Annotated in this window: 16 protein-coding genes and 2 pseudogenes; 2 read left to right on the top strand and 16 right to left on the bottom strand. The window is 39.6% G+C overall.

Annotation, left to right across the window (positions count from 1 at the left end):
- Window positions 1-22: 22 nt before the first annotated feature.
- The 8 genes and pseudogenes from xsc to AC3ISB_RS11060 form a co-directional block, all read right to left on the bottom strand.
- Window positions 23-1,786: a sulfoacetaldehyde acetyltransferase gene (gene xsc, locus AC3ISB_RS11095; protein ID WP_480338892.1), complete on the bottom strand. Its 1,764-nt coding sequence runs from the start codon at window positions 1,784-1,786 to the stop codon at window positions 23-25.
- 173 nt (window positions 1,787-1,959) lie between these two features.
- A pseudogene (gene phnX / locus AC3ISB_RS11090) lies at window positions 1,960-2,789 on the bottom strand (phosphonoacetaldehyde hydrolase).
- Between the two features lie 99 nt (window positions 2,790-2,888).
- Complete coding sequence (locus AC3ISB_RS11085; RefSeq protein ID WP_489276394.1) at window positions 2,889-3,347, bottom strand: hypothetical protein; 459 nt, start codon at window positions 3,345-3,347, stop codon at window positions 2,889-2,891.
- Window positions 3,348-3,513: 166 nt separating this feature from the next.
- On the bottom strand, window positions 3,514-4,926 hold the full coding sequence (locus AC3ISB_RS11080; RefSeq protein WP_480338889.1) for an amino acid permease: 1,413 nt from the start codon (window positions 4,924-4,926) through the stop codon (window positions 3,514-3,516).
- Window positions 4,927-5,306: 380 nt separating this feature from the next.
- A complete protein-coding gene (locus AC3ISB_RS11075) occupies window positions 5,307-5,939 on the bottom strand; it encodes a YitT family protein (protein WP_489276392.1) in 633 nt (210 codons plus the stop codon).
- Between the two features lie 589 nt (window positions 5,940-6,528).
- Window positions 6,529-7,230 (bottom strand): twin-arginine translocase subunit TatC, encoded by a 702-nt coding sequence (gene tatC, locus AC3ISB_RS11070; protein ID WP_489276904.1) that lies wholly within the window; start codon window positions 7,228-7,230, stop codon window positions 6,529-6,531.
- A 149-nt stretch (window positions 7,231-7,379) separates the two neighbouring features.
- Window positions 7,380-7,592: a twin-arginine translocase TatA/TatE family subunit gene (locus AC3ISB_RS11065; protein WP_098371765.1), complete on the bottom strand. Its 213-nt coding sequence runs from the start codon at window positions 7,590-7,592 to the stop codon at window positions 7,380-7,382.
- A gap of 71 nt (window positions 7,593-7,663) precedes the next feature.
- Window positions 7,664-9,406 carry an alkaline phosphatase D family protein gene (locus tag AC3ISB_RS11060; RefSeq protein WP_098371764.1) on the bottom strand — a complete coding sequence of 581 codons (1,743 nt, stop codon included), beginning with the start codon at window positions 9,404-9,406 and terminating at the stop codon, window positions 7,664-7,666.
- A 487-nt stretch (window positions 9,407-9,893) separates the two neighbouring features.
- On the opposite strand from AC3ISB_RS11060, the gene AC3ISB_RS11055 reads away from it, so the two are divergent.
- Entirely contained in the window at window positions 9,894-10,046 is a 153-nt protein-coding gene (locus AC3ISB_RS11055; protein ID WP_098371763.1) for an aspartyl-phosphate phosphatase Spo0E family protein, read from the top strand.
- 477 nt (window positions 10,047-10,523) lie between these two features.
- Here AC3ISB_RS11055 and AC3ISB_RS11050 read toward each other — a convergent pair whose 3' ends face one another.
- The 3 genes from AC3ISB_RS11050 to AC3ISB_RS11040 all read right to left on the bottom strand — a co-directional run bounded on the left by AC3ISB_RS11050 (window position 10,524) and on the right by AC3ISB_RS11040 (window position 14,820).
- Entirely contained in the window at window positions 10,524-11,510 is a 987-nt protein-coding gene (locus AC3ISB_RS11050) for a 2-hydroxyacid dehydrogenase (protein ID WP_489276390.1), read from the bottom strand.
- A gap of 21 nt (window positions 11,511-11,531) precedes the next feature.
- On the bottom strand, window positions 11,532-12,830 hold the full coding sequence (locus AC3ISB_RS11045) for an MFS transporter (protein WP_480338885.1): 1,299 nt from the start codon (window positions 12,828-12,830) through the stop codon (window positions 11,532-11,534).
- A gap of 1,069 nt (window positions 12,831-13,899) precedes the next feature.
- Window positions 13,900-14,820 carry a patatin-like phospholipase family protein gene (locus tag AC3ISB_RS11040; RefSeq protein WP_101221785.1) on the bottom strand — a complete coding sequence of 307 codons (921 nt, stop codon included), beginning with the start codon at window positions 14,818-14,820 and terminating at the stop codon, window positions 13,900-13,902.
- A gap of 968 nt (window positions 14,821-15,788) precedes the next feature.
- Between AC3ISB_RS11040 and AC3ISB_RS11035 the strand changes: the two genes are divergently transcribed.
- Entirely contained in the window at window positions 15,789-16,292 is a 504-nt protein-coding gene (locus AC3ISB_RS11035; RefSeq protein ID WP_489276389.1) for a DinB family protein, read from the top strand.
- 179 nt (window positions 16,293-16,471) lie between these two features.
- Here AC3ISB_RS11035 and AC3ISB_RS11030 read toward each other — a convergent pair whose 3' ends face one another.
- The 5 genes and pseudogenes from AC3ISB_RS11030 to AC3ISB_RS11010 all read right to left on the bottom strand — a co-directional run bounded on the left by AC3ISB_RS11030 (window position 16,472) and on the right by AC3ISB_RS11010 (window position 21,388).
- Window positions 16,472-18,859, bottom strand: coding sequence for a heavy metal translocating P-type ATPase (locus AC3ISB_RS11030; protein WP_179891088.1), 2,388 nt, complete (start codon window positions 18,857-18,859; stop codon window positions 16,472-16,474).
- 101 nt (window positions 18,860-18,960) lie between these two features.
- On the bottom strand, window positions 18,961-19,167 hold the full coding sequence (copZ, locus tag AC3ISB_RS11025) for a copper chaperone CopZ (RefSeq protein WP_076368959.1): 207 nt from the start codon (window positions 19,165-19,167) through the stop codon (window positions 18,961-18,963).
- Between the two features lie 16 nt (window positions 19,168-19,183).
- Window positions 19,184-19,522, bottom strand: coding sequence for a metal-sensitive transcriptional regulator (locus tag AC3ISB_RS11020; RefSeq protein ID WP_230176591.1), 339 nt, complete (start codon window positions 19,520-19,522; stop codon window positions 19,184-19,186).
- A 436-nt stretch (window positions 19,523-19,958) separates the two neighbouring features.
- Window positions 19,959-20,149: pseudogene (locus AC3ISB_RS11015) on the bottom strand (nucleoside transporter C-terminal domain-containing protein); the annotation flags it as partial.
- Window positions 20,150-20,422: 273 nt separating this feature from the next.
- A complete protein-coding gene (locus AC3ISB_RS11010) occupies window positions 20,423-21,388 on the bottom strand; it encodes a S8 family peptidase (protein WP_489276387.1) in 966 nt (321 codons plus the stop codon).
- Between the last annotated feature and the right edge of the window lie 334 nt (window positions 21,389-21,722).

The following is a 21,722-nucleotide window of genomic DNA, read 5'->3' as shown; positions in this document are numbered from 1 at the left end:
GTCATATCACCTTTTCACACCATTATTTATCCCAGTTTTTATGATCTAAATGAGAATATTTTTCTAATAATCTAGTAGGCATTTTTAATGCATCTTTTCTAAATGGAGGAGCTAATTGTGTTCCATCCACTTGTATATCAATGACAGTCGGTTTGTTTGATTTAATTGCTTCTTCAATGACAGCGCCTAACTCCTCGGGTTTTTCCACTCTAATACCAACAGCACCCATTGATCGGGCAACTTCCGCGAAATCAGGATTTTGGATATCCGCCCCTACAAAACGATTATTATAAAAATCGACCTGATTCTTTTTCTCTGCACACCATGCATTATTATTGAACACACATGCTATGACCGGTATGTTTTCTTCAACGGCCGTACTCACCTCATGTAAGCTCATGCCCCACGCGCCATCTCCAACAATGGCTAAAACAGGCGTGTTCGGTTCAGCTAACTTGGCACCAAGTGCAGATGGGTAAGCAAATCCCGTGTTCCCGAATGTAAGCGCAGCGATATGCCTGCGGCTCTGATTGAATTTTAAGTAAGCGTTTGCAGTTGACGATACATTACCGATATCTGTAGTAACGATGGCATTTTCAGGCAACACTTTAGTCAATTCCAAAAGGGCCCGACGCGGATTGATCGGGGTTCCATCGATCATCGCAAGTTTCACCAATTCTTCTTCCCATTTTTGTTTTTCATTCGTTACTTCGACCATCCGCTTTTTTTCTTGTTTTAGGTTAGGTTTACTAACCTTCAACCGTTTCAAGATTTCATGGCTCGCTTCACGGGCATCTCCGATGATCCCAACTTCCACAGGGTGTGTCCTCGCTATTTGCCTTGGATTAATATCTATTTGGATGATTTGTGCATCTTTAGGGAAATAATCAATGTCATAGCATGGTAACGTTCCAAAAACCGATAATCTTGTACCGACCGCCAATATGACGTCTGCTTTCTTTAGTGTATTCATGGCTGCCTTTGAACCCATGTAACCGATTGGACCGACTGACAATGGATGATCAGCAGGAAAGGCATCATTATGCATATAGGAGACAGCTACCGGAGCTGTTAAATATTCTGCAATATTCTTAATTTCCTCGATGCCATCTGAATCGACCGTTCCCCTACCGGAAATAATGACAGGATACTCAGCCTCAGCTAAAATTTCTGCCGCTCTATCCAAAGATGCAGAAGATCCGCAGCCCCGTTCATCTACGCGATATTGATGTGGTTGAAGTATTTGATCTTCCACTTCACCATAGAAGTAATCACGGGGGATATCGAATAAAACCGGTCCTCTCTCGGCATAGGCAATTCGAAATGCTGTCCTAAGGCAATCAGCGACCCGGCCTGGGTGTGTCACTCTAACTGTTTCCTTAGTGATGGCCTTGAAGATGGAAACCTGATCACATTCTTGGAATCCATCCCACCCAACCGTTGGTGTACCAGCAGAAGGTGATATGACCACCATTGGAGTATGAGCTTGATTGGCCGCTGCAACAGAGGTGACCATATTCGTCATTCCAGGTCCGTTTTGCCCGATGACAACTCCTGCAACACCAGAAACACGACAATAGGCATCTTCCATATGTGCTGCACTTTGTTCATGGCGGACACCAATGAACCGGATGCCTGCAGTTGGTAATAAATCAAGCATATCCATGAAAGCAGATCCCAGAATTCCCGAGATATGTTTAACTCCCTCGGCCACTAATGTCTCAACGATGGCTTCACTTGGTGTCATTTTAACTTTCGTTCCTCTTAACATTTTTGTTTCGACCATAGCACATTCTCCTTAATTATAGTTATTTCTGATAATGACGTTGCGACGTCCGTACCAGTTATAAGATGTATAATACTACCATTGGATGAAACAGTCAATAAATAAATTGAATATTTTGAATTTATTTAAAATCTCTAACCGTCATAGTCACTAACTCATGTATAAGAATCTTTTTAACCAATAAATATATCCTTTTTTTCTGTCAATCTGTAGTTGATCCTATCGATGATCTCCAATAAATCACCTATTTCATCAATTACGAAACGGCTCCTGCATTCCAAAAACGATTTTCTGCATGTTTCATCCGTTTTTGCAGATCGTATGGGTCCATTTCGTTGATTTCCGCTTCTGAAAGGCCGATTTCACTGCCGCCTTTCAATACGGCAACAGTCCACATTCCCGCAGAAATGCCTTCTTTGATGTCACTGATCGTATAGCCGACTTTAACGATTTTGCTGAGTGGATACACTTGGAGATTCATCGCCGTCTTAAAGCACATCCAAGGGGCAGGCCTTCCTGCAGGCACTTCGTTAGACGCAACGATGGAATCTGGTTGATAGCCCCATTTTTCCGCCTCTTGTTTAACAACATCAATCACTTCACGAGTATACCCTGTCGTCGAACCGATTTTTATTCCTTGCTGCCTTAAACGGCTGACTAATTCAATTACGCCTGGTATTGGCTTGGCGTTTTCCTTGAGAACTTTAAAAAGCAAAGCCTCAAAGTCCATATACAATGATTTTAGATCTCTTTCGTCCGGTTCTTTCCCGAATTTAGCAATCCATAAATTGGAGATTCGTTTCATTTTCAGGAGTTCCATTATATGATCCATCTTCAATAAACCCATAGGTTCCCTTGCTTCCTTAATGGTAATATCTATCCCCCTTATCCTGAATATCTCGACAAATGCTTGGACCGGCGCAATACAACCATAATCCACCGTCGTTCCTGCCCAATCAAAGATCACTGCCTGAACCTCTTTGCATTCCTTTGCACTTTCCAATCTAAGTTCCCCTCCTCATCCTTACCTCCTTTAAAATCACCAAACCTGCTAAACCTGTTAATACCCATAAATCCACTACTACCCGGGTATAAAGAGAATTCATTTCACTTCTCCCAAAAATAGCTGTAAATCTTCTTTGGCAGCTTCAGAGAGTCGATTTATTTTTTCAAGATCCTTATCCGGATTACCTGACTCCCCAATTAATGGGTAAAGGTTTTTCTCAATCCCTTCATACCAATCGGGGTATTCATCTTCTACTTGCTTTTCTATCGAATCCCATGTAGAACTGATCTCTTTTCCCATTTCTTGAATTTTCTCCGGATCCGCCTCCGTACTTATTTCTGATTCCAATCCTTTTATGGATTGAATCACATCGCCGACACCTTTTTTAATAACCTCTGCATTTTGGGTATCAACCGTATTTGCATCCGGATTTTCATTCAATACTGGACTTTTTTCCTGTTGAGCCTCGTCCGGTTCACTTGAATTGTTGCAGCCTGACAGCAATATGGCTCCAAGGATAACCGCACTAGCCATTACACGGAAACCATTCAACATAATCCCTCCTTCATGACTTAAAAGACAGATGGCACCAAGCACCTGTTGGCACAACTCTCTTTTTCTATGGGAATCATATTCTAGCTGATTTGTGATTGAAGAATTTTGTCTGAGGAGTTCCATAGAAGTAAACGAAGCATTTCCTTAAAATGGTATAGAGCAAAAGCTATAATTTTTCAGAATTAGGGGAACCAGGAACAATATTTAATTCATTCTCCATATACTTCGCTTTTTTGCGCCGAAGGAAAAAGAATGAACAGATAACGATCAAGCTAAATAGCATGGTAAAGATGAACTGTGGACGCTGCGAATCGATAAATGCCATTAATACCAAAACGGAAATCATGGATAGTATGGTTACATAAGTCAAATAAGGGAATAACCACATTTTGATCTTGAAAATTCCGGGATTTTCTTTCTCCATTCTCTTCCTTAATCTGAGATGGGAAACCGCAATGGCCAGATAAACAAGAATTCCGACTCCACCCGAGGAATTCACTAAAAAGAAAAAGATTTTATCAGGTGAGACATAACTGAAAATGGTGCTGATAAAGGCAAATAATGTAGAGCCGACTACAGCAAATATAGGGACACCGTTCTTGCTCACTTTTGAAAATAACTTTGGAGCATCACCCTTTTGTGCAAGTGAAAATAACATGCGTGAACTCGTATATAACCCCGAATTCAAACAGGAAAGCAATGCAATGAGAATCACTATATTCATGATCAGGGCAGCAGAAGGGATTCCCATCATTTCAAGTACGGCAACAAATGGACTTTTCAGCAAAGAAGCCGAATTCCAAGGTAATAGCGTCACTAGAATGGCGATGGACCCAATATAGAAAATCAGGATTCGCCATACCACACTATTCAATGCACTTCTAACTGACTTAACCGGATCACTCGTCTCACCCGCGGCAATCGCTGGAATCTCCACTCCAACAAATGCATGAAAAACAATCGCGACGCCAACAAGAACAGAACTTATCCCGTTCGGAATAAAACCGCCAAAATTCAGAAGATTGGAGGCGCCAGGTGGTTTTATCGTTGGGATAAACCCTAATATCACTGCCACACCCAGGCACAAAAATAGGATGATACTGATTATTTTAATGATTGAAAACCAGTATTCGAACTCACCAAACGATTTTACAGAAAAAATATTCGTCAGTTTCAATAGGATAATCAAAGATAGACTTATGATCCAAACGGGAACGGAAGGAAGCCAGCTGTGTATGATTGCAGCTCCCGCTGTTGCTTCCAAAGCAATGACGATAACCCAAAAGAACCAATATAACCAACCTGTTGTAAAACCGGCCCATTCACCAATCCCCTCTCTTGCATATACGGCAAAAGATCCAGTATTGGGATTCACAGTGGCCATTTCCCCAAGCATCCTCATGACTAGAACAACGATCAAGCCTGCCAAAACATATGATAATATCGCCCCGGGGCCCGTTTGACCAATAATGATACCGCTTCCTACGAACAAACCAGCGCCTATGACACCACTTAAGGATATCATCGTTAAATGTCTTTGTTTCAGACCTGGTTTCAGTTCTTCCTGTTGATGTTTCATACCCTCCACCAACTTTCAATATTTTGGGGAATCAACTAAAATAATCGCTACTTGCATGTAAAAACAAGGCTTTTTCAACTGCCTGTCCTTTACACTTTCACAAAGATAGTGGGAACTAGGAAACATGGCATTTTAAAAACAACACAGGAGATGACGCTATGAACTTAAGATTCTATATCACTATTCCCCCTTCCTTAAGGCTATTTTGAAATCCGAAGCGGATCTAACATCACCACGTCATGATGTTAGTACCACTTACTATGTGTATAATACACTCTGATTTTTTTAAAGTCAATTTAAAAATCAGAATATTTAGATAACAAAATGAAAATTTTCAAATAAAAAAGGTGCCCATTAATACTGCAAACCTCAAATATTTTTCATTTTACTTCTTTCACCTTGGAGGATTCGTCTAACACACTTTCCGTTGCTAATTTTACGGTATTCTGCTTCCTATCCAGCATTTTCTTTAGAAGATATGAAAAAAGCAATGTAAACGCAATTCCCTTAACAATCGATGTATAACCGTAAACAAGAAGGCCCAATATCAGTACGATAAGATTAATAACCCTTATTGTCGCTGCAATATCTAATCTTTCATTTTTTTGATGTAAAATTAAGGCAATCACGTCAAAGCCAACAGTGGAGGCATTTGCTGTTATACATAAATAATATCCTATCGCTATCAAAATCGACGAAATGATAATCACTAAACCGATATTTATATCGAAATTAATCTTCCATGAATAAAAAAAATTGAAAAAAACCATATAGCTAAGCGAACTTACGATCGATTTAATAAAGTATTCTTTCCCTAGAAAAACTAAACAAATGATTAACAGTAATCCTGTTACGAAATTGGCTAGCATGGCAATGTTATAACCCGATAATGCATTCAATAATAATGCCGAGCTAGTTACCCCGCCGTTAATAATTTCATTGGGAACGATTAAATAAGCATAGGCAAAGGTCATGGAAATGTTTCCTGCGATAATTTTCACTATATCCTTCATAAACTTCTCACCATCCCGTTCGATATTTTGATAATGCTTTCCCCCCCCTAAATATATATTTATACTTGAACCATAAGATACACATTCATCTCTTACAACTATTTATTCGAACCTTTTCCCGTTCGATACTTTGAATGATTTTACGAAGTATGCATATTTTGGTTCAAGTGATTACAATAATTCGCTAACCAGAATCCTCTCTCCTTCTAATAAATAAAATAAAACATCCCCCTTAAAACTTGAAGATGTTCATTTTTACTATTTTTTTGTACAACTTAACGCTGTTCAAAAGCCTTTGAGTTTACCTGAATGAATAAGACATTCCAATAAATGATTTAAATTTCCAATGGGTTATACTAGGAGAAGGCTATTTATAATCTCGCTTCAATAGACTTAGTCCGACATTAAACAACCTGACAAAAAGATAAAAAAACTGTTTAGGTATGCAGGTAAATGTATATCCCCCTAATTAGTCCCATCAATTATTATTCCGCAATAAAAAAGTTGAGGGGTATGCCCCTCAACTTTTTAGTGTTCCATTAACTATTTCCCAAGAAATGTTTTTTCGATAAGTTGTCAATTAACCATTTCATGTTACTGGTAAAGCTGACTCATCTTTCATCAGCCTTTTTCGATAAACCATATTGGATAGCTGTACACTCACTTCATATAGCACAAGCAGAGGGACGATAACCAAAATGTCCGAAATGATATCTGGAGGCGTAATCAGGATCGAGATGATGACCAGGACGAAATAAGAAATCTTACGAGACTTTTTCAACACTGTTGGATTGATGATTCCTAATCTGGTCAGGAACATGACCACAAGCGGCATTTCGAATAAAATCCCGAAAGGTAAGATCAAATTAATCATGAACCGAAAATACTTTTCCGCTGTGAACATCATCTCGAACTGCCCGGCCGATAGGGAAGTGAGAAAACCCAGCACTATTGGAAACAACACAAAATATCCAAATGAGATACCGGTGATGAATAGAATGAAGAGCCCGGGTATGAACCGAAATGTAACCCTTCTCTCTTCCGGTTTCAGCGCTGGAGCCACAAAGCGCCATAACTGATAGGCTGCTAGCGGAATCGTCGCAGCTATTGCACAAACCGCAGCGATAATCATGTATACCCATAGGATTTCACTTGGTCCGAGCACGGCAAGCTTTCCTTCCAAATCCTTAATGAGCAAATCATAAATATCCTGTACGAATATGAAACTCACTATTAAAAAAGCCAAAAAACCTATCAGTGTTTTAATGATTCTGCCTCGGAGCTCCTCCATATGTTCAATAACGTGTAAATCCTTACTTTCCACCTTCACTCCTCCTTTTTAGACATTTTACTTGCACTATTGCAAAATAGCATTCTCCCTCGAACCCATCTCATGAAAAGAAGCAGGCGAGTTTTTCCGCCCGCTCTATCCCATTAAATTCATCCCTCTTTTTTAACAGCTCTTAACGCAGCTTTATTCTCATTTTCTTCCTCTTTATCTGAATCATTCACCAAACCTTTGGTTGCACTTTTGAATTCGGATAAAGTCCGGCCAAATGCACGGCCTATTTCCGGCAGCTTGGACGGTCCAAAAATAATCAGTGCAATCACGAGGACAATCACCAAACCGGGTATTCCTATATTTGAAAGCATTCTTATTCACTCCTCTGATTTTTCTCATTTTTCTTCGCTATATTCTTGTCAAGCATCATTATCGTTCCCTATCAATTAGTCACTTTCCCCTGCTTTTTCATTCTTTGTTTTTCATGTGCGCGATTATGGGCCCGTGTCCGATCTTCCTCGACTTCGTTCGTTTTTTGTACACCTTCCATAACCGCTGCTGATGCAACCTTTCGCAGCCCTGTTTGATCCTTATCAAAAACAAAGGATGCTCTTGTCGATATGTCTGCACCTGGTTCTGTCACGAATGGGACTACACGGTAGTCAGCCTTCCATTGTTCTGGGGTTACTTTGCATCGGACATATCCCCGGTAATCATTAAAGAACTTTATATGTGGATTCTGACTTAGTATTTTATCAGTATCCGCACGCTTATCCGCTCCATTTCCACCAGATGTGATGGAAGTTCCGACAAACTCCACACCGAAAATCTTTGAATTTGGATCATCGAAATCCGCCTTTAAATTGGCTGCCCAGCTTGCATGTACATCACCGGTCAACACGACCAGATTTTCCAGGTTGTTTCTTTTGATTACATCAATTAAACGATCGCGTGCAGCCGGGTAGCCATCCCAGGAATCCATGCTGAATTTGGGAGCGGTTGGTGTTCCATAATTCCTTTGTGCAAAGAAAATCTGCTGAGGCAAAACGTTCCACTTTGTATTTGATTTTGATAGATTGTCAGTTAGCCACTGTTCCTGCTCTGGACCTAGCAATGTCCTTTTCGGATCAAGTGACTCAGGCGTTTGCGGGGAACTTCCATCGCCGTTTGCCTGATCATCCCGGTATTGACGGGAATCCAATACAAAGAAAGAGGCCAGATCGCCATATGTGAAATTTCTGTATAACCGCATATCCGCTCCCTTAGGCAAAGATGATTTACGAAGGGGCATATGCTCATAGTAAGCTTGATAGGCGGCGGCCCTTCTCTTGATGAATGCTTCTACCGATTGTCCTTTTTCCGGAATGACATTTGCATAATTGTTTTCAACTTCATGATCATCCCAAGTCACGACCCATGGGAAAGCTGCGTGTGCCGCTTTTAAATGGGTATCGGAGCGGTATTGTGCGTACCTATTTCGATAATCCTCAAGCGTGATGATCTCCGGACCACTATGTACACGGACATTACCTGAAGAAGAAACATATTCATTTGGGCCATATTCATATATGTAATCGCCAAGGTGAAAGACAATATCCAGATCTTCTTTTGCCAAATGTTTATAGGCCGTATAATAACCATGCTCAAATTGCTGGCATGAAACAAACGCGAATGACAAGCTAGATACACTTGAACCTATTGGCGGAAGTGTTTTCGTTTTCCCAGTCTGGCTTACTTCCCCTCCGCTTTTAAACCGGTAAAAATAGACCTTATCAGGTTTTAACCCGCTTACTTCCACATGAACGGAGTGGCCAAGTTCCGGCCTGGCTATTTCCTTGCCTTGCTGGACAATCTTTCTGAAATTCTCATCCTTTGCCACTTCCCATTTAACGGAAATGGCTTCTTTTGGCATTCCTCCGCCATTCAACGGATCAGGTGCCAACCTTGTCCATAAAACTACACTGTCCGATAGCGGATCACCTGAAGCTACTCCGAGAGTAAATGGATAATCACTGAATTTCGGGGCAGCATTCACTTCAATCCCGCCCATTGATTGGGCAAGGGCAAGACCTAATGAAAGTCCGGCAAGCTTACTTGCTCCCTGGATAAAGTTTCGGCGGTCCATATTCTTACCTAATTCGCTCCAATTCTTAATTAAATCATCCATTGCTCTTTCATTATTCATTGATCTTTCCCTCCTATTATTTGAATCTGGTTCAAGTATAGAAGGGCATTTTTAAAGGTGTATGAAGAAGTGTAAATCAATAAATTTCCAATTAGGAATTTTCAGTCAGGACTAATGGTCCCCATTGAACACAAAAAGAGTTTTGATTCACTCATGCATTTACATAGACCTACAAACTTTAACATATAACGACAGTCTTTCGACCTAGTTCTCTTCATGAATCATTTATTTAATCGTTACAAATAACTTCCATGGGCTATTTTAACAATGAAAAATTTTTAATAAACTTATAGTATTTCATCTGTTTATGTAAGCCTAATGAAGTCTGCGGGAAAGTAGAATAAAAGCAGGATACAAAATCGGACTAATGAATGTCCAAATAATTTATGAGTAGTCACTCACTTTTTATTTAAAAACATCCTAATTTATGTAATAATGGTTTCATAATAAAAAATGAAAGTACTTGAGGGATTCTGCATTGGAGAGTATGGAAGAATTAAATGAAAAAATTGAGATATTGAGGAAAGAATTAATAACTATAGGAATGATATATGGTTTTACAGCCCCAACAACATTATATAAAAGCCAGGAACTAGATAAACTATTGAATTTACTTAGGAAAAGAAAAAGAACCAAATGATTTAAAATATGTCTAATTCTACTAATACTTCTTGGGATCATTACAACTGCACACATGGAGTTATTTTAGAATTATTTTTAATAGTCACTATGCAGTTCATGCAGCATATTCCTCTTCTTAACCACCTCGTATTCTTTTCTTGGACCCGTGGACTATTCTTTCTGTAATATATCTAATGAATGATCATCCCTTCTAACCTAATGCTTCCTAGTCAAGTCTTCTACGTCTTATTTTGTTGGTTGGAATTGTGCCGTAGAACAAATTGTTTAGGGTCATTTTGAACACATACTTTCTCCCCATTAAAAAGGCATCCAAATTGAATGGATGCCTTTTTAACGAATTTTTCTTTTATGTCCTGCATTTAATAAAAAACTATCTATCTCATCTAAATTTATGAATGGTGTGAGTTTTAAATATCAACGATTCTTTTAATTTGTCATGTCCAACCTAATATTTCCGCTGTGTTAATAATTTTTACTATTTTTGTGACTGAAGTCCTTTCAATTCAGGGACAACATTGCTTACCTCCCTTCCAGTAACCGCTGCAACGAGGTTCTTCGCCGCAAGCATGGCCATATCAAATCGTGTTTGATGAGTAGCTGAACCTATATGCGGCAAGGTAACCACGTTCGGCATGGCTAAAAGCGGATTGTCAGGCGATACGGGTTCCTGTTCAAATACATCCAAACCAGCTGCAAGGATTTCCTTATTTCGCAGTGCTTCAATGAGGGCCTTTTCGTCCACCGTCTGACCGCGGGATGTATTGATAAAGATCGCAGATTTTTTCATCAGCGCGAATTGCTCCCGTCCCATAAGATGCCTCGTCTCCGGAGTATAAGGGACCATTAAAAGAACGAAATCGGATTCCCGTAAAAGGTGCTCTAAAGAGGAGTAGGTTGTACTGAGCGTTTCCTCCACTTCGGATTTTCTTCGCCGATTATGATACAAAACTTCCATGTTAAAACCGAATTTGCCTCGTCTTGCAATAGATTCCCCAATTCTCCCCATACCGATGATGCCCAATGTTTTCCCATGAACATCAACGCCAAAGAGGGGTTCATCGCCTTTATTTCCCCACTTGCCATCCTTTACAAGCTTGTTCAGTTCCGGAATACGGCGGGCTGCTGAGAGCATTAAGGCTAAAGCTAAATCAGCCACGGTTTCATTGAGAACATCAGGTGTATTTGTACCGATTATGCTTCTCTTTTTCATTGCCTCTAGATCAAAGTTGTTGTAGCCTACCGAGATATTGCTGACAGCCTTTAGACATGGTGCATGGTCCAGAAATTCATCATTTATTTTTTCTCCTGTGATGAGCAGTCCCTCCACATCGGAAATTTCCTTTAACAGCTGGCTTCTGGTGATTGGTTCAGGGCCTTTCCATTTTTCATACTGACAATATTTCGAAATAAATGCCTCTACCTCGGCCGGTACTGGTCTTGCTATATACACTTTTGGCATCAATTTATGTCCTCCTCGATTACCCTATTCTTGAATAGGATGTTTTACAATAAACCAATAACAGATTGCGGCGCATCCGGCGATTAAACCGCCAGATATAAAGGCAAGAGAGTAAGAACCAGTTGCATCCACTATCATGCCTGCCACAACAGGGGAAAAGGCTCCACCAAAATAACCGCCAAAATTCTGAATTGCACCTACGGAAGCAACCATGGAAGGAGGAGCAATGTCACCGGCAAGTGCCCACGCGCTGCCTGTAATGGCAGAAATAAAACAAAGGGCAAGGGTCAGTAATGTTAAGGTAATAGCGAGCCCTTTGGCAAGTGGAACTGCACATACAACAATAGCGGCCGAGATGGCACATATACTAATTAAGGCACGCTTTGCTTTAATAGGTGTAGTAATTCCTTTGTCGACCCATTTTTTAGTAAGATATCCTCCGAAAATATTGCCAAAGATTCCGCCAAGCCAAGGAATACCAGCATATATACCCATTTCTTTAAGTGAGACATGATGGACATCAAACAAATAAAGGGGAAGGAAGACAAGGAAAATGTTCCAAATCCAAATGGTACAGAAGAAGCCCAGAATCATCCCCCACACGCTTCGATATTTAAATAACGAACCCCATTTTATTTTTGATGATTGAATGCCTTGCTCCACTCCACCACCTTCCGACTTAATGTAATCAAATTCCTCCTTGGAAAGTTTTTGGCTTTTTTCAGGATTTTTATAAAAAATAACAAAACCGATCGCGAAGATGATTCCGATCACACCCGTTATATAAAACAGCGCTCTCCATCCAAACGTCACCATGATAAAAACGAGAATTGGCGGTGCAATGGCTGGTCCCCATTTGGACGAAGAATCCCAAATTCCAGTTGCCAAGCCTCGTTCCTTTTTAGGAAACCAATACGAAGTGATCTTAGCCATCGTCGGAAAACACGGTGCTTCTCCCACTCCAAGTAAAATCCGTACAGCAATAAATGAACTCATTTTATGAACGGCTCCGGTTAAAATGGTCGCACCGCTCCACCATATAAGCGCAATTGTATACACCTTTTTGGTCCCGAACCGATCAATCAGCCAGCCGGAAGGAAGCTGCATTAATGCATAACTCCAAGAAAAAAAGGTTCCCAATAACCCGATTTCGGTCACGCTCAGTCCGAGATCCTTCATCATTTCGGGAGCTGCAATGGAGAGGTTGGCCCGATCTAGATAGTTGATTATTCCCCCAATCAATAACCAGATGACGACGGTCCAGCGAAATTTCTTGCCAATATTTAATGGCTTATCTTGCTTTGTTTCCATTCTTGCTTCCATACCTTATACCCCCTTGTTATATAAAACGCCGTAATTGGCAGCGCTTCCAAAATTAGAAAAAGTCAGAGTTCACGCTTGGAGAATATGTATATACAAGGAGGTTATTGTTTTATAATATAAAACTCGGTTTTTGTTTTGTGACAAAAAAATAAAAAGAAAATTCTATTTATTCTGTAAAGTATCGTATTATGAGGATGTGTGATTGTCAATCTTTATTCTTATTTTTAGGATTATATTCCTAGCAAACGTTTTATGCCAAGTGGGGAAAAATTGATAGACCGTTTTTTTGAGAGTAAAATCATAACAAACTTTAGCCCACGATCCATTTCCATCTCTGGCTTTGCTACCGGAAAGGCTTAGAGACGTTTTTTATTACTTTTCTATAATATTAGCAAGCGCTCCTGATACATGCGGGACGTCCATAGACGTACCTGATAAAGCAGTATGTAGTTTACCAGATAAGTGGGACATTAATTGTTCGCTTGGCGCTGCTGAATCCACTTTTCTATTGGTATTACAATATCTTAATGGAAGCTGGGATGGTTAACGGAGCTTCCACTACTTCCTGATAAGCACACGGAATACTGTTTTCATTTGTTTTGGAGATCCCATCCCTTCGCACATTTACTACAACTATATTTTTTCTCAGTATTTTTTAAAGAGGAATGAAAGGCTGGCTCATCATCCGTTCCTCACAGTGACATTGAGTTCCTCCTATCTCTTCTCCTTTTAGGATCTGTTCATTGAATTTCATAATTTATAGCGGAAACGATTTATTCGATTGATCCATCTCCTGAATCTGGTAAGGGAATTCATTTATGGTATATATTTCTTCCAACGTTGTTTTCTTTTTTCAATCTTTTATTTCCGTTTATCCATTTAAAAAATTCTAAAATAATATCTCTGGTTAATTTTTTATGATTTCGCATTTCCATTTATTGCTTTTAAGCTCAAGACAACTATGCCTCATATTAAACTATTGATCGTTAGTTCAATAAGAAAAAGAGCCGTTGTAACAGCTCCTTGTCCCACTCTTTCACCCTTTTGAAACGATAGGGTAATGTTTCTCCTACTTATTTTTTACTCTTTGCATCCGTTTGTGCTTATATTGTTCAAAATCCCACTCAGACAAAAATTCTTTTGCAGAAGTATAGCCTGATTTATAGAGAAAGTCGATTTCATCCTCATTCAGTTCAAAGTCCGTTGCGTTGATGCCGCCAGTAGGAATTTGAATCGTGCGTTCAATCGTTTCTTCGTTCATATGTCGTAAATCATGGGCTTGAAGCATCGTTTTAAATATATTTTTGAAAAGGTGGATTGGCGTTGGTATAACCGGATCTATGTTAACTTCATCTTTCACAAAATGGAATCCGAATGTTGGAAAGCGAGGATTGTCTGTATCGAAAATCCATATTGGGAAGTTACTAAGTAAACCACCATCTAAAATGTAGGATTTTTTCCGGTCTTTTGATTTCCAAATAACCGGACGGAAGAAAAATGGTAGAGAGGCACTCATCATTACGGCAGTTGAAACTTTTAAATCAGCAGGAGACATCCCATAGCGTTCCAAATCATCTGGCAAAATAAGCATCTGACCATTCGAAACATCAGACGCAATTATCTTCAACTTTCCATCTGGAAGATCCGCGAATGTCCTAATCCCTTTTTCTGAAAGAAGAGAATCCACCCACGTTTCCAAATAGTCGTTTTTATAAATCCCAAGGTGAACCATAAGTTCCAAAAAGGAGCCAAAAACGGGAATTCGATTTAGAATTGTCCTGCCTCGCATCTTTGAGTAGTTGATTTCACTATACCGTTCTCTAATTTCATGGCTTTTATAGCCACTAGCCAAAAGAGCTGCGATTACTGCTCCTGCTGATGTCCCAGCGAGTCTTTCCCATTCTACTTTTTCCTCTTCCATTGCTTGAATCGCTCCAATAAAAGCAATTCCCCTGACCCCCCCACCTTCAAAAACGGCATCTGCTTTCATTTTTTTCCACCCCTCGATAAGAGTTATTATAATTATTAACAATACTTTCAAATAAAGCGAATTTTCACACTCTTGAAATCCAAAAATCAGCCCCGTCAGTTGAAGAATAAAACCGCTTGACATCGATGATTGGAATTAATGACTGTTCTATTTTTCTAACAAATTAGTTCGCTAACAGGATCTAGATTCTCATGGTTGTGTTTTTCAATCTCTAACACAACTTCTGTAATATCATGTTCTTTGACCTTGCCAGCTTTTCAGGTTGTTCGCATGATTAACCGCACTTCTAATCTCTGTTTATGCTTTCCATCCCTGATTGACAATTGGTTGCATATCCATCCATTTTTCCTTTTTTATTTTTTAAAACCTTTCTCAAAACTACATGTCTGTTGATTCCCTATTTGAGAAACCCTTCATCTACTATGGCTCTACTATTATATTAAAAGTGGATAGACCCCTTAACATAGGTGAACGCAAAAGTGATGGTAATCAAACATAATAACTGTAGTAGGATGGCATCTTTTATCATGGTATGTATAAAACGAGGAAATTGCATGGACAAATTATCAGATCCCTTCTAAAAAACTTTATCAAATCAAAATAATGTTTATATTGTTGAACTAATGCCTCAAAGTGGGTAAGGTCATTTATGTAAACTAACAGAATTTAATTATTTATCTTTCTTCCAAAATAGTAAAGTATCTACCTCACTTCTTCTTTTATTTAGGCTTTACTTAACTTTAAGTTATCTCAATAGAAAATTATTGGATTAATTATTCAAAAAGAATAAGGTCACTAAGATTAGTATTGGGAACTAAGAGGAACGTTCAGCAGTTCTTTTTTGGTGAAAAACCAATTTATTCACTTATCAAAAAAGTAATTTTCTTTACAGGATGACCGTTATTTTTTATAGAGGTATTTTTTTAATTATGTCGAAAAGGATATGTAACAATTGAAGGAGTGAAAAAATGGAAATGAACCGAGCAAGGAAAATGTATGATTACCACGTGTGGGCTAATCAGCAAGTGTTCCAAAACCTAAAACAATTACCGGACGGAGTCTATGGCGACACGATAAAAAGTGTCTTTCCATCCATCAAGGAAGTCCTTGTTCACCTTTACGCAACAGATATTACCTGGTTGGAAATAATGAAAGGATGCACCATTCAAGATACTTTTAAGAAAGTTGAACAGCGGCAGAAAGAAGTGGACGGAGTCTCAATAAGTGAACTTGAATCCTCCTATGATGAACTTGCAAAGGATTATGATAATTTTTTTACTTCACAGCCTGATTTTGAACGGACCATTGTAACCGAACATCCCAAAATGGGGGCTTGTGAGTTTGTACTTGCCGACCTCATCCATCATGTAGTGAATCATGGGACCTATCATCGCGGTAACGTATCAGCGATGCTCCATCAACAAGGCGAGCGTGGCGCACCAACGGATTATGTATTTTACTGTTTAAAATAAGCGGTTTGGCAACCGAAAGTATGAAGGAACATCATTTAGGGGTCGCTTTAAACATCCAGATGAAAGCCGATGATTCACTTGCCAAGGAATCATCGGCTTTTATTTGTTGGGAATGAAAATCCAAACGCTCGTGGCATGGTTAGTCAGTACAAATGCCTTCATTATATCTTACATGATCTTCAGAGCTTTACCCGTTGAAGGCGAAGTGCATTCAATACGACTGATACAGAACTGAAAGCCATGGCAGCACCAGCTAACCAGGGGGCAAGCAGTCCGATTGCCGCAATTGGTATCCCGATTACGTTGTAGGCAAAAGCCCAGAATAGGTTTTGTTTGATATTCCGCATCGTTTTCCTGCTCATGAGGATTGCATCAGCAATACTGTTCAAATCACCCCGGATCAAAGTGATATCGGCAGCTTCCATGGCTACGTCCGTCCCGGTTCCTATGGCCATTCCTATATCGGCTAGTGCCAGCGCGGGAGCATCATTTATACCATCTCCGACCATTGCCACTCTTTTACCGGCTGCCTGCAGTTTTTTCACTTCTTCCGCTTTCCCTTCAGGAAGGACTTCTGCAATCACTTGGTCAATGCCCACTTGATTGCCGATGGCATTTGCTGTCCTTTGATTATCCCCGGTTATCATGATGACCTGGATATCCATTGCTTTCAACCTTTTAATCGCCGTTAGCGAGGTATCTTTTATCGTATCGGCAACGGCAATGAGGCCTGCATATTCACCTTCAATGCTAGCGAGCATTGCTGTCTTCCCTTGCTCTTCAAAAGCTTCCATCGCTGTTAGGGCATTAGTAATATCCACGTTATTTTGCTTCATCAATTTACGCGTTCCGACGTATAACACTTTTTGATCCACTACAGCTCTCACGCCGTATCCAGGAATCGCTTCAAATTCCTCAATCGCAGCAAGTGATATCTGTCTTGCTTGAATTCCTTGAACGATTGATTGCGCAAGAGGGTGTTCAGATTGTTTTTCAGCTGCGCCGATTAGAGATAAAAACTGTTCTTCTTCCATACCGTTCTCGATGAGGACATCGGTCAACACTGGGGTACCATTTGTCACTGTTCCCGTTTTATCCAAAATGACCGTATCTATATGGTGTGTGGTTTCCAAGTGTTCCCCGCCTTTAAATAAAATACCGAATTCAGCGGCCCGACCTGATCCTGCCATGATGGATGTTGGAGTGGCCAGACCTAAAGCACATGGACAGGCTATGACTAGCACTGCAATCATCGCTTCAAAAGCTGGTGTGAATTCTCCAGGGTTAACCCATATCATCCAAACCAGAAAAGTTAAAAGGGCGATTCCGACAACAATGGGAACGAAGACACCGGAAATTTGGTCAGCAAGACGTTGAATCGGGGCTTTGGACCCTTGAGCATCTTCAACCACTTTTATGATTTGAGAAAGAGCTGTATCCCTTCCGATCTTTGTCGCTTTCATTTTGAGAAAACCATTCTTATTCAATGTTGAACCGATCACAGTATCCCCGTTTGTTTTATCCACCGGAATGCTCTCACCCGTTAACATGGATTCATCAACGGCAGAGTTCCCTTCGACTACTTCTCCATCGACAGGGATCTTTTCACCCGGCTTCACCAATATCGTATCTCCCACGATGACTTCCTCAAGTGGTATTTCGCGTTCTTCCCCGTTCCTTAACACCAGTGCCGTTTTGGCCTGAAGCCCCATCAATTTTTTGATGGCCTCGGAAGAACGTCCTTTTGCTTTTGCTTCAAAAAGCTTCCCTAATAGAATGAGGGTGATAAGAATCGAACTAGTTTCGAAATAAAGTTGTGCCGTATTGTGATGGGATCCCATCGATATGATCGCCTGATAAACACTGTAAAAATAGGCAGCGGATGTTCCCATTGCGACTAATACATCCATATTGGCACTTTTATTTTTCAAGGCTTTATAAGCCCCAACATAAAACTGCTTTCCAATCAGAAATTGCACTGGGGTGGCGAATGCCATTTGCACCCAAGGATTCATGAGGAAATCAGGCATATAAATAAACGAAGTAAAACTAAAATGACTTACCATCGCCCATAACAATGGAAATGATAATATGACCGAAAGAATGAATGTATTCTTTTGTTTTTGAATTTCTTTTTGACGGAAATCCACGGATTCCGTGTTATCTTCCTTGATGATCGCCCCATACCCTAACTTCTCCACCCGTTGAATGATGTCAACTGGGGAGGCTTCGGAAGGATCATATTCGACTGTCGCATTTTCAAGCGCAAGGTTCACATTGGCCATGCTTACTCCATCCAGCTTATTTAACCCTTTTTCAATTCGGTTAGCACAGGCAGCACAGGTCATGCCCGTAATCGTAAATTCCTTTTTCTCTTTTACTACATCATAGCCAAGATCTTGAATTTTCTTTTCAAAGTCCTTGTTGCTTAATTTTTCCGTATCATATTTAATGACCGATTTCTCAAGAGCCAAATTAACGGTGGCTTCCTCAACGCCTTCCATTCGGTTTAACCCTTTTTCAATCCGGTTTGCACAGGCAGCGCAAGTCATACCTGTAATCTGCATTGTTGTTTCTTTTATTTGGCCGCTCACATCATCCCCGCCTTCCTATACCGCTATGGGGTATATTTTTTGTAAAAAAAAGTGCTTAACAGCACTCCCATGACTTATTCGACATCGTAGCCTTGATCATCGATTGTTTCTTTTATTTTCTCAAGTGATACTTTTTCCTTATCAAACGCTACATCTACTTTTCCTGCGTCCAAATGTACTTTTACGCTTTCAACACCTGCAAGTTTTCCTACATTCCCTTCAACTGCATTCACACAATGACCACAAGACATTCCACTTACACTCAATGTTACATTTTCCATTTCAACATCTACTCCTTTATTTTTTCATTAATTTTTGTATCGTTACAAGCACTTCATCTATAACTTCTGTATCCCCTTCATTCAGGCGTTCGACCACACAATTCCTTAGATGGCCTTCCAATAATATCTTGGCTACACTATTCATCGCGCTTTGTGTAGCTGCTATTTGGGTAATCACATCATCACAATACGTATCTTTTTCAATAAGACCCTTTATACCGCGAATTTGACCTTCAATTCGATTTAACCGGGTCGTTAAATTCTTTTTTACTGCTTCTGAGTGATGACTTCTTCGGCCGTGGGAAGAGGTCGTACAGCATTCTTCTTCATTCACAGAATCTTTATCATTCAACATTTCATCCATTTCCCATCCCTCCTTGAAATTAATATACCATACCCTCCTATCCTATGAAAAGAGAAAAGCTATTGTGTCAATATTTCTTTATTCTTTGCTTTTTAAGTATATTTATTCCTTAGTCTGTTTAACAAAACTACACACAAAATACCCCATGCGAAGCTAAACAAAAAAGGATGAACTACATGAGTCTACTAAGGATGCAAATAAAAACACTCATCTCCGGAGAAATGAGTGTTTTTGGATCTTAATACCCTACGCTGGCATTATCCCGATAAAGTTTAACGGATTTCAATTTTTTAGTTGGTTGTCTGTTTTAAAATTGCATAGTTAACACACCGAAATTAATAGATATGTTTGTTTTCAAATAAAGGATGTTCTTACTCCACACCTTTTAGTTGAATACACAAAAAAGTAATATATTTTTTATTGGTTATCAAACAAATAATCCAACAATCATAGCACTTAACAAGGAGACAGCCATGCCGCTAAGCAACAGCTTCCAAACATTCCTTCCGATAATGTGCGATTTTTCATCATCGAAGATAGAATTGAACGTACCATAAATCAAATCATGCCAACTGTACTGAAATTGGCAAATGAGGTGAGATACGTAACTGCCACTGCGTTCCTTTATTCGATTCCAGAGTGCCAGAGAAATATAGAAAGTTATAAGTAGGCGGCTACTGCAGAGTTCAAACTTTGAAGAAGCTTTTTAGGTTTAATAATATTTCAGCTTGTTAGACCTAGAGTTTTATTTTCATAGTAGTTTAATAAGCAATAAATTTACAAAAAAAAACCCTTTAACTCCCAGAGGGTTTGTATCACTTTGTATCCGAGTTCCTAACACAATATGCAATGAAATTAGGATCATATACTTTTCTGTTCTCTATCTTAAGGCTACCTAAACTCCCTTAAAACTTTTTTTATATTTTCTAATTTCTGGTGATTTAGTTTCAGCATTCCATGCCCTTCTTGAGTCTTTGGTTTGCCCAGCGAAACTGTATTATTTATGAGTTCATTAAATTCTTCTAACTCTGTTAATTTACGGCCAAGTATTGTTTCAAATTTATTTATCAAAAGCGCAACAGCCCCTGACACATGTGGGGCAGCCATGGATGTACCTGATAAGACGGCAAATTGGTTACCAGGAAAGGTTGATACAACTTTCTCCCCAGGGGCTACTAAATCCACTTCACCATTAGAATTACTAAATCTGGAAATTCGTTCACGCAGGTCAACTGAGCCTACTGCCACAACTTCCGGATATGCAGCTGGATAACTGTACTCGTTTGTTTCGGCCTTACCATCGCCTTCATTTCCCGCGGCACACACGACCATTATATTAGATTGAACGGCGTTTATAATCGACGAATGTAAGGCCGGATCATTATCCGGTCCCCCTAATGACATCGAGATAACCCGTACTTTTTCGCCATTAGGACCTGTCCAATTGACAGCGTAATTAATAGCTGACGTAATGTTTTCTGTTGTTCCTTCTCCTGATCCATTTAAAACCTTAAGTACCAGCAACTTCGCTTTAGGTGCTGCACCTACAACTCCAAAACCATTTTCTGCTGCTGCAATGGTTCCGCAAACATGAGTCCCGTGTCCGTTATTATCGGCAAATTTGACAGGATCACCATAATAATCGTCCGTGAAATTATATCCACCAATAATTTGATCAATCAAATCAGGGTGATCTGACTGGCATCCTGTATCGATTACGGCTACTACTATGTTCTCACCCTTAAACCCTTCTCTCCAAATAGAGCGTGCACGAATCATTCTAATACCTCGTGGAACTTCCAAGGTATTTTCTGTTATTCCTTCTACTTGGAAGGGTACTAATTGAACATTTGGCAATTCTAGCCTCTCCCTTCATATTAACCCTAAGACGGGCAGAAACACCTCCTTTTGTAATAACAATTGAGGGGAATCCACACTTAAAACCCGTTTAGGAACGCTGAATCCAATAACATTGATTACAGCCTTTCTTTATCCTATGAATGGAGACAAGCTTTTGCTATAAACCTTAGTCTAATTTGATATTTTAGTTTACTAAAACAAAATACATTTAATTGAGATGGAGTAGATATATCACCGTTTACAAATCCTTAGTAAAAAGAAGAAATGGAAATCTATAATCATCAGAACCTTAGCAAATATAGTAATTACATAAACGACCTTATTGGAAAGG

Source organism: Peribacillus sp. GL_122 (assembly GCF_057835005.1).
This window is presented reverse-complemented; position numbering and strand designations above follow the sequence as displayed.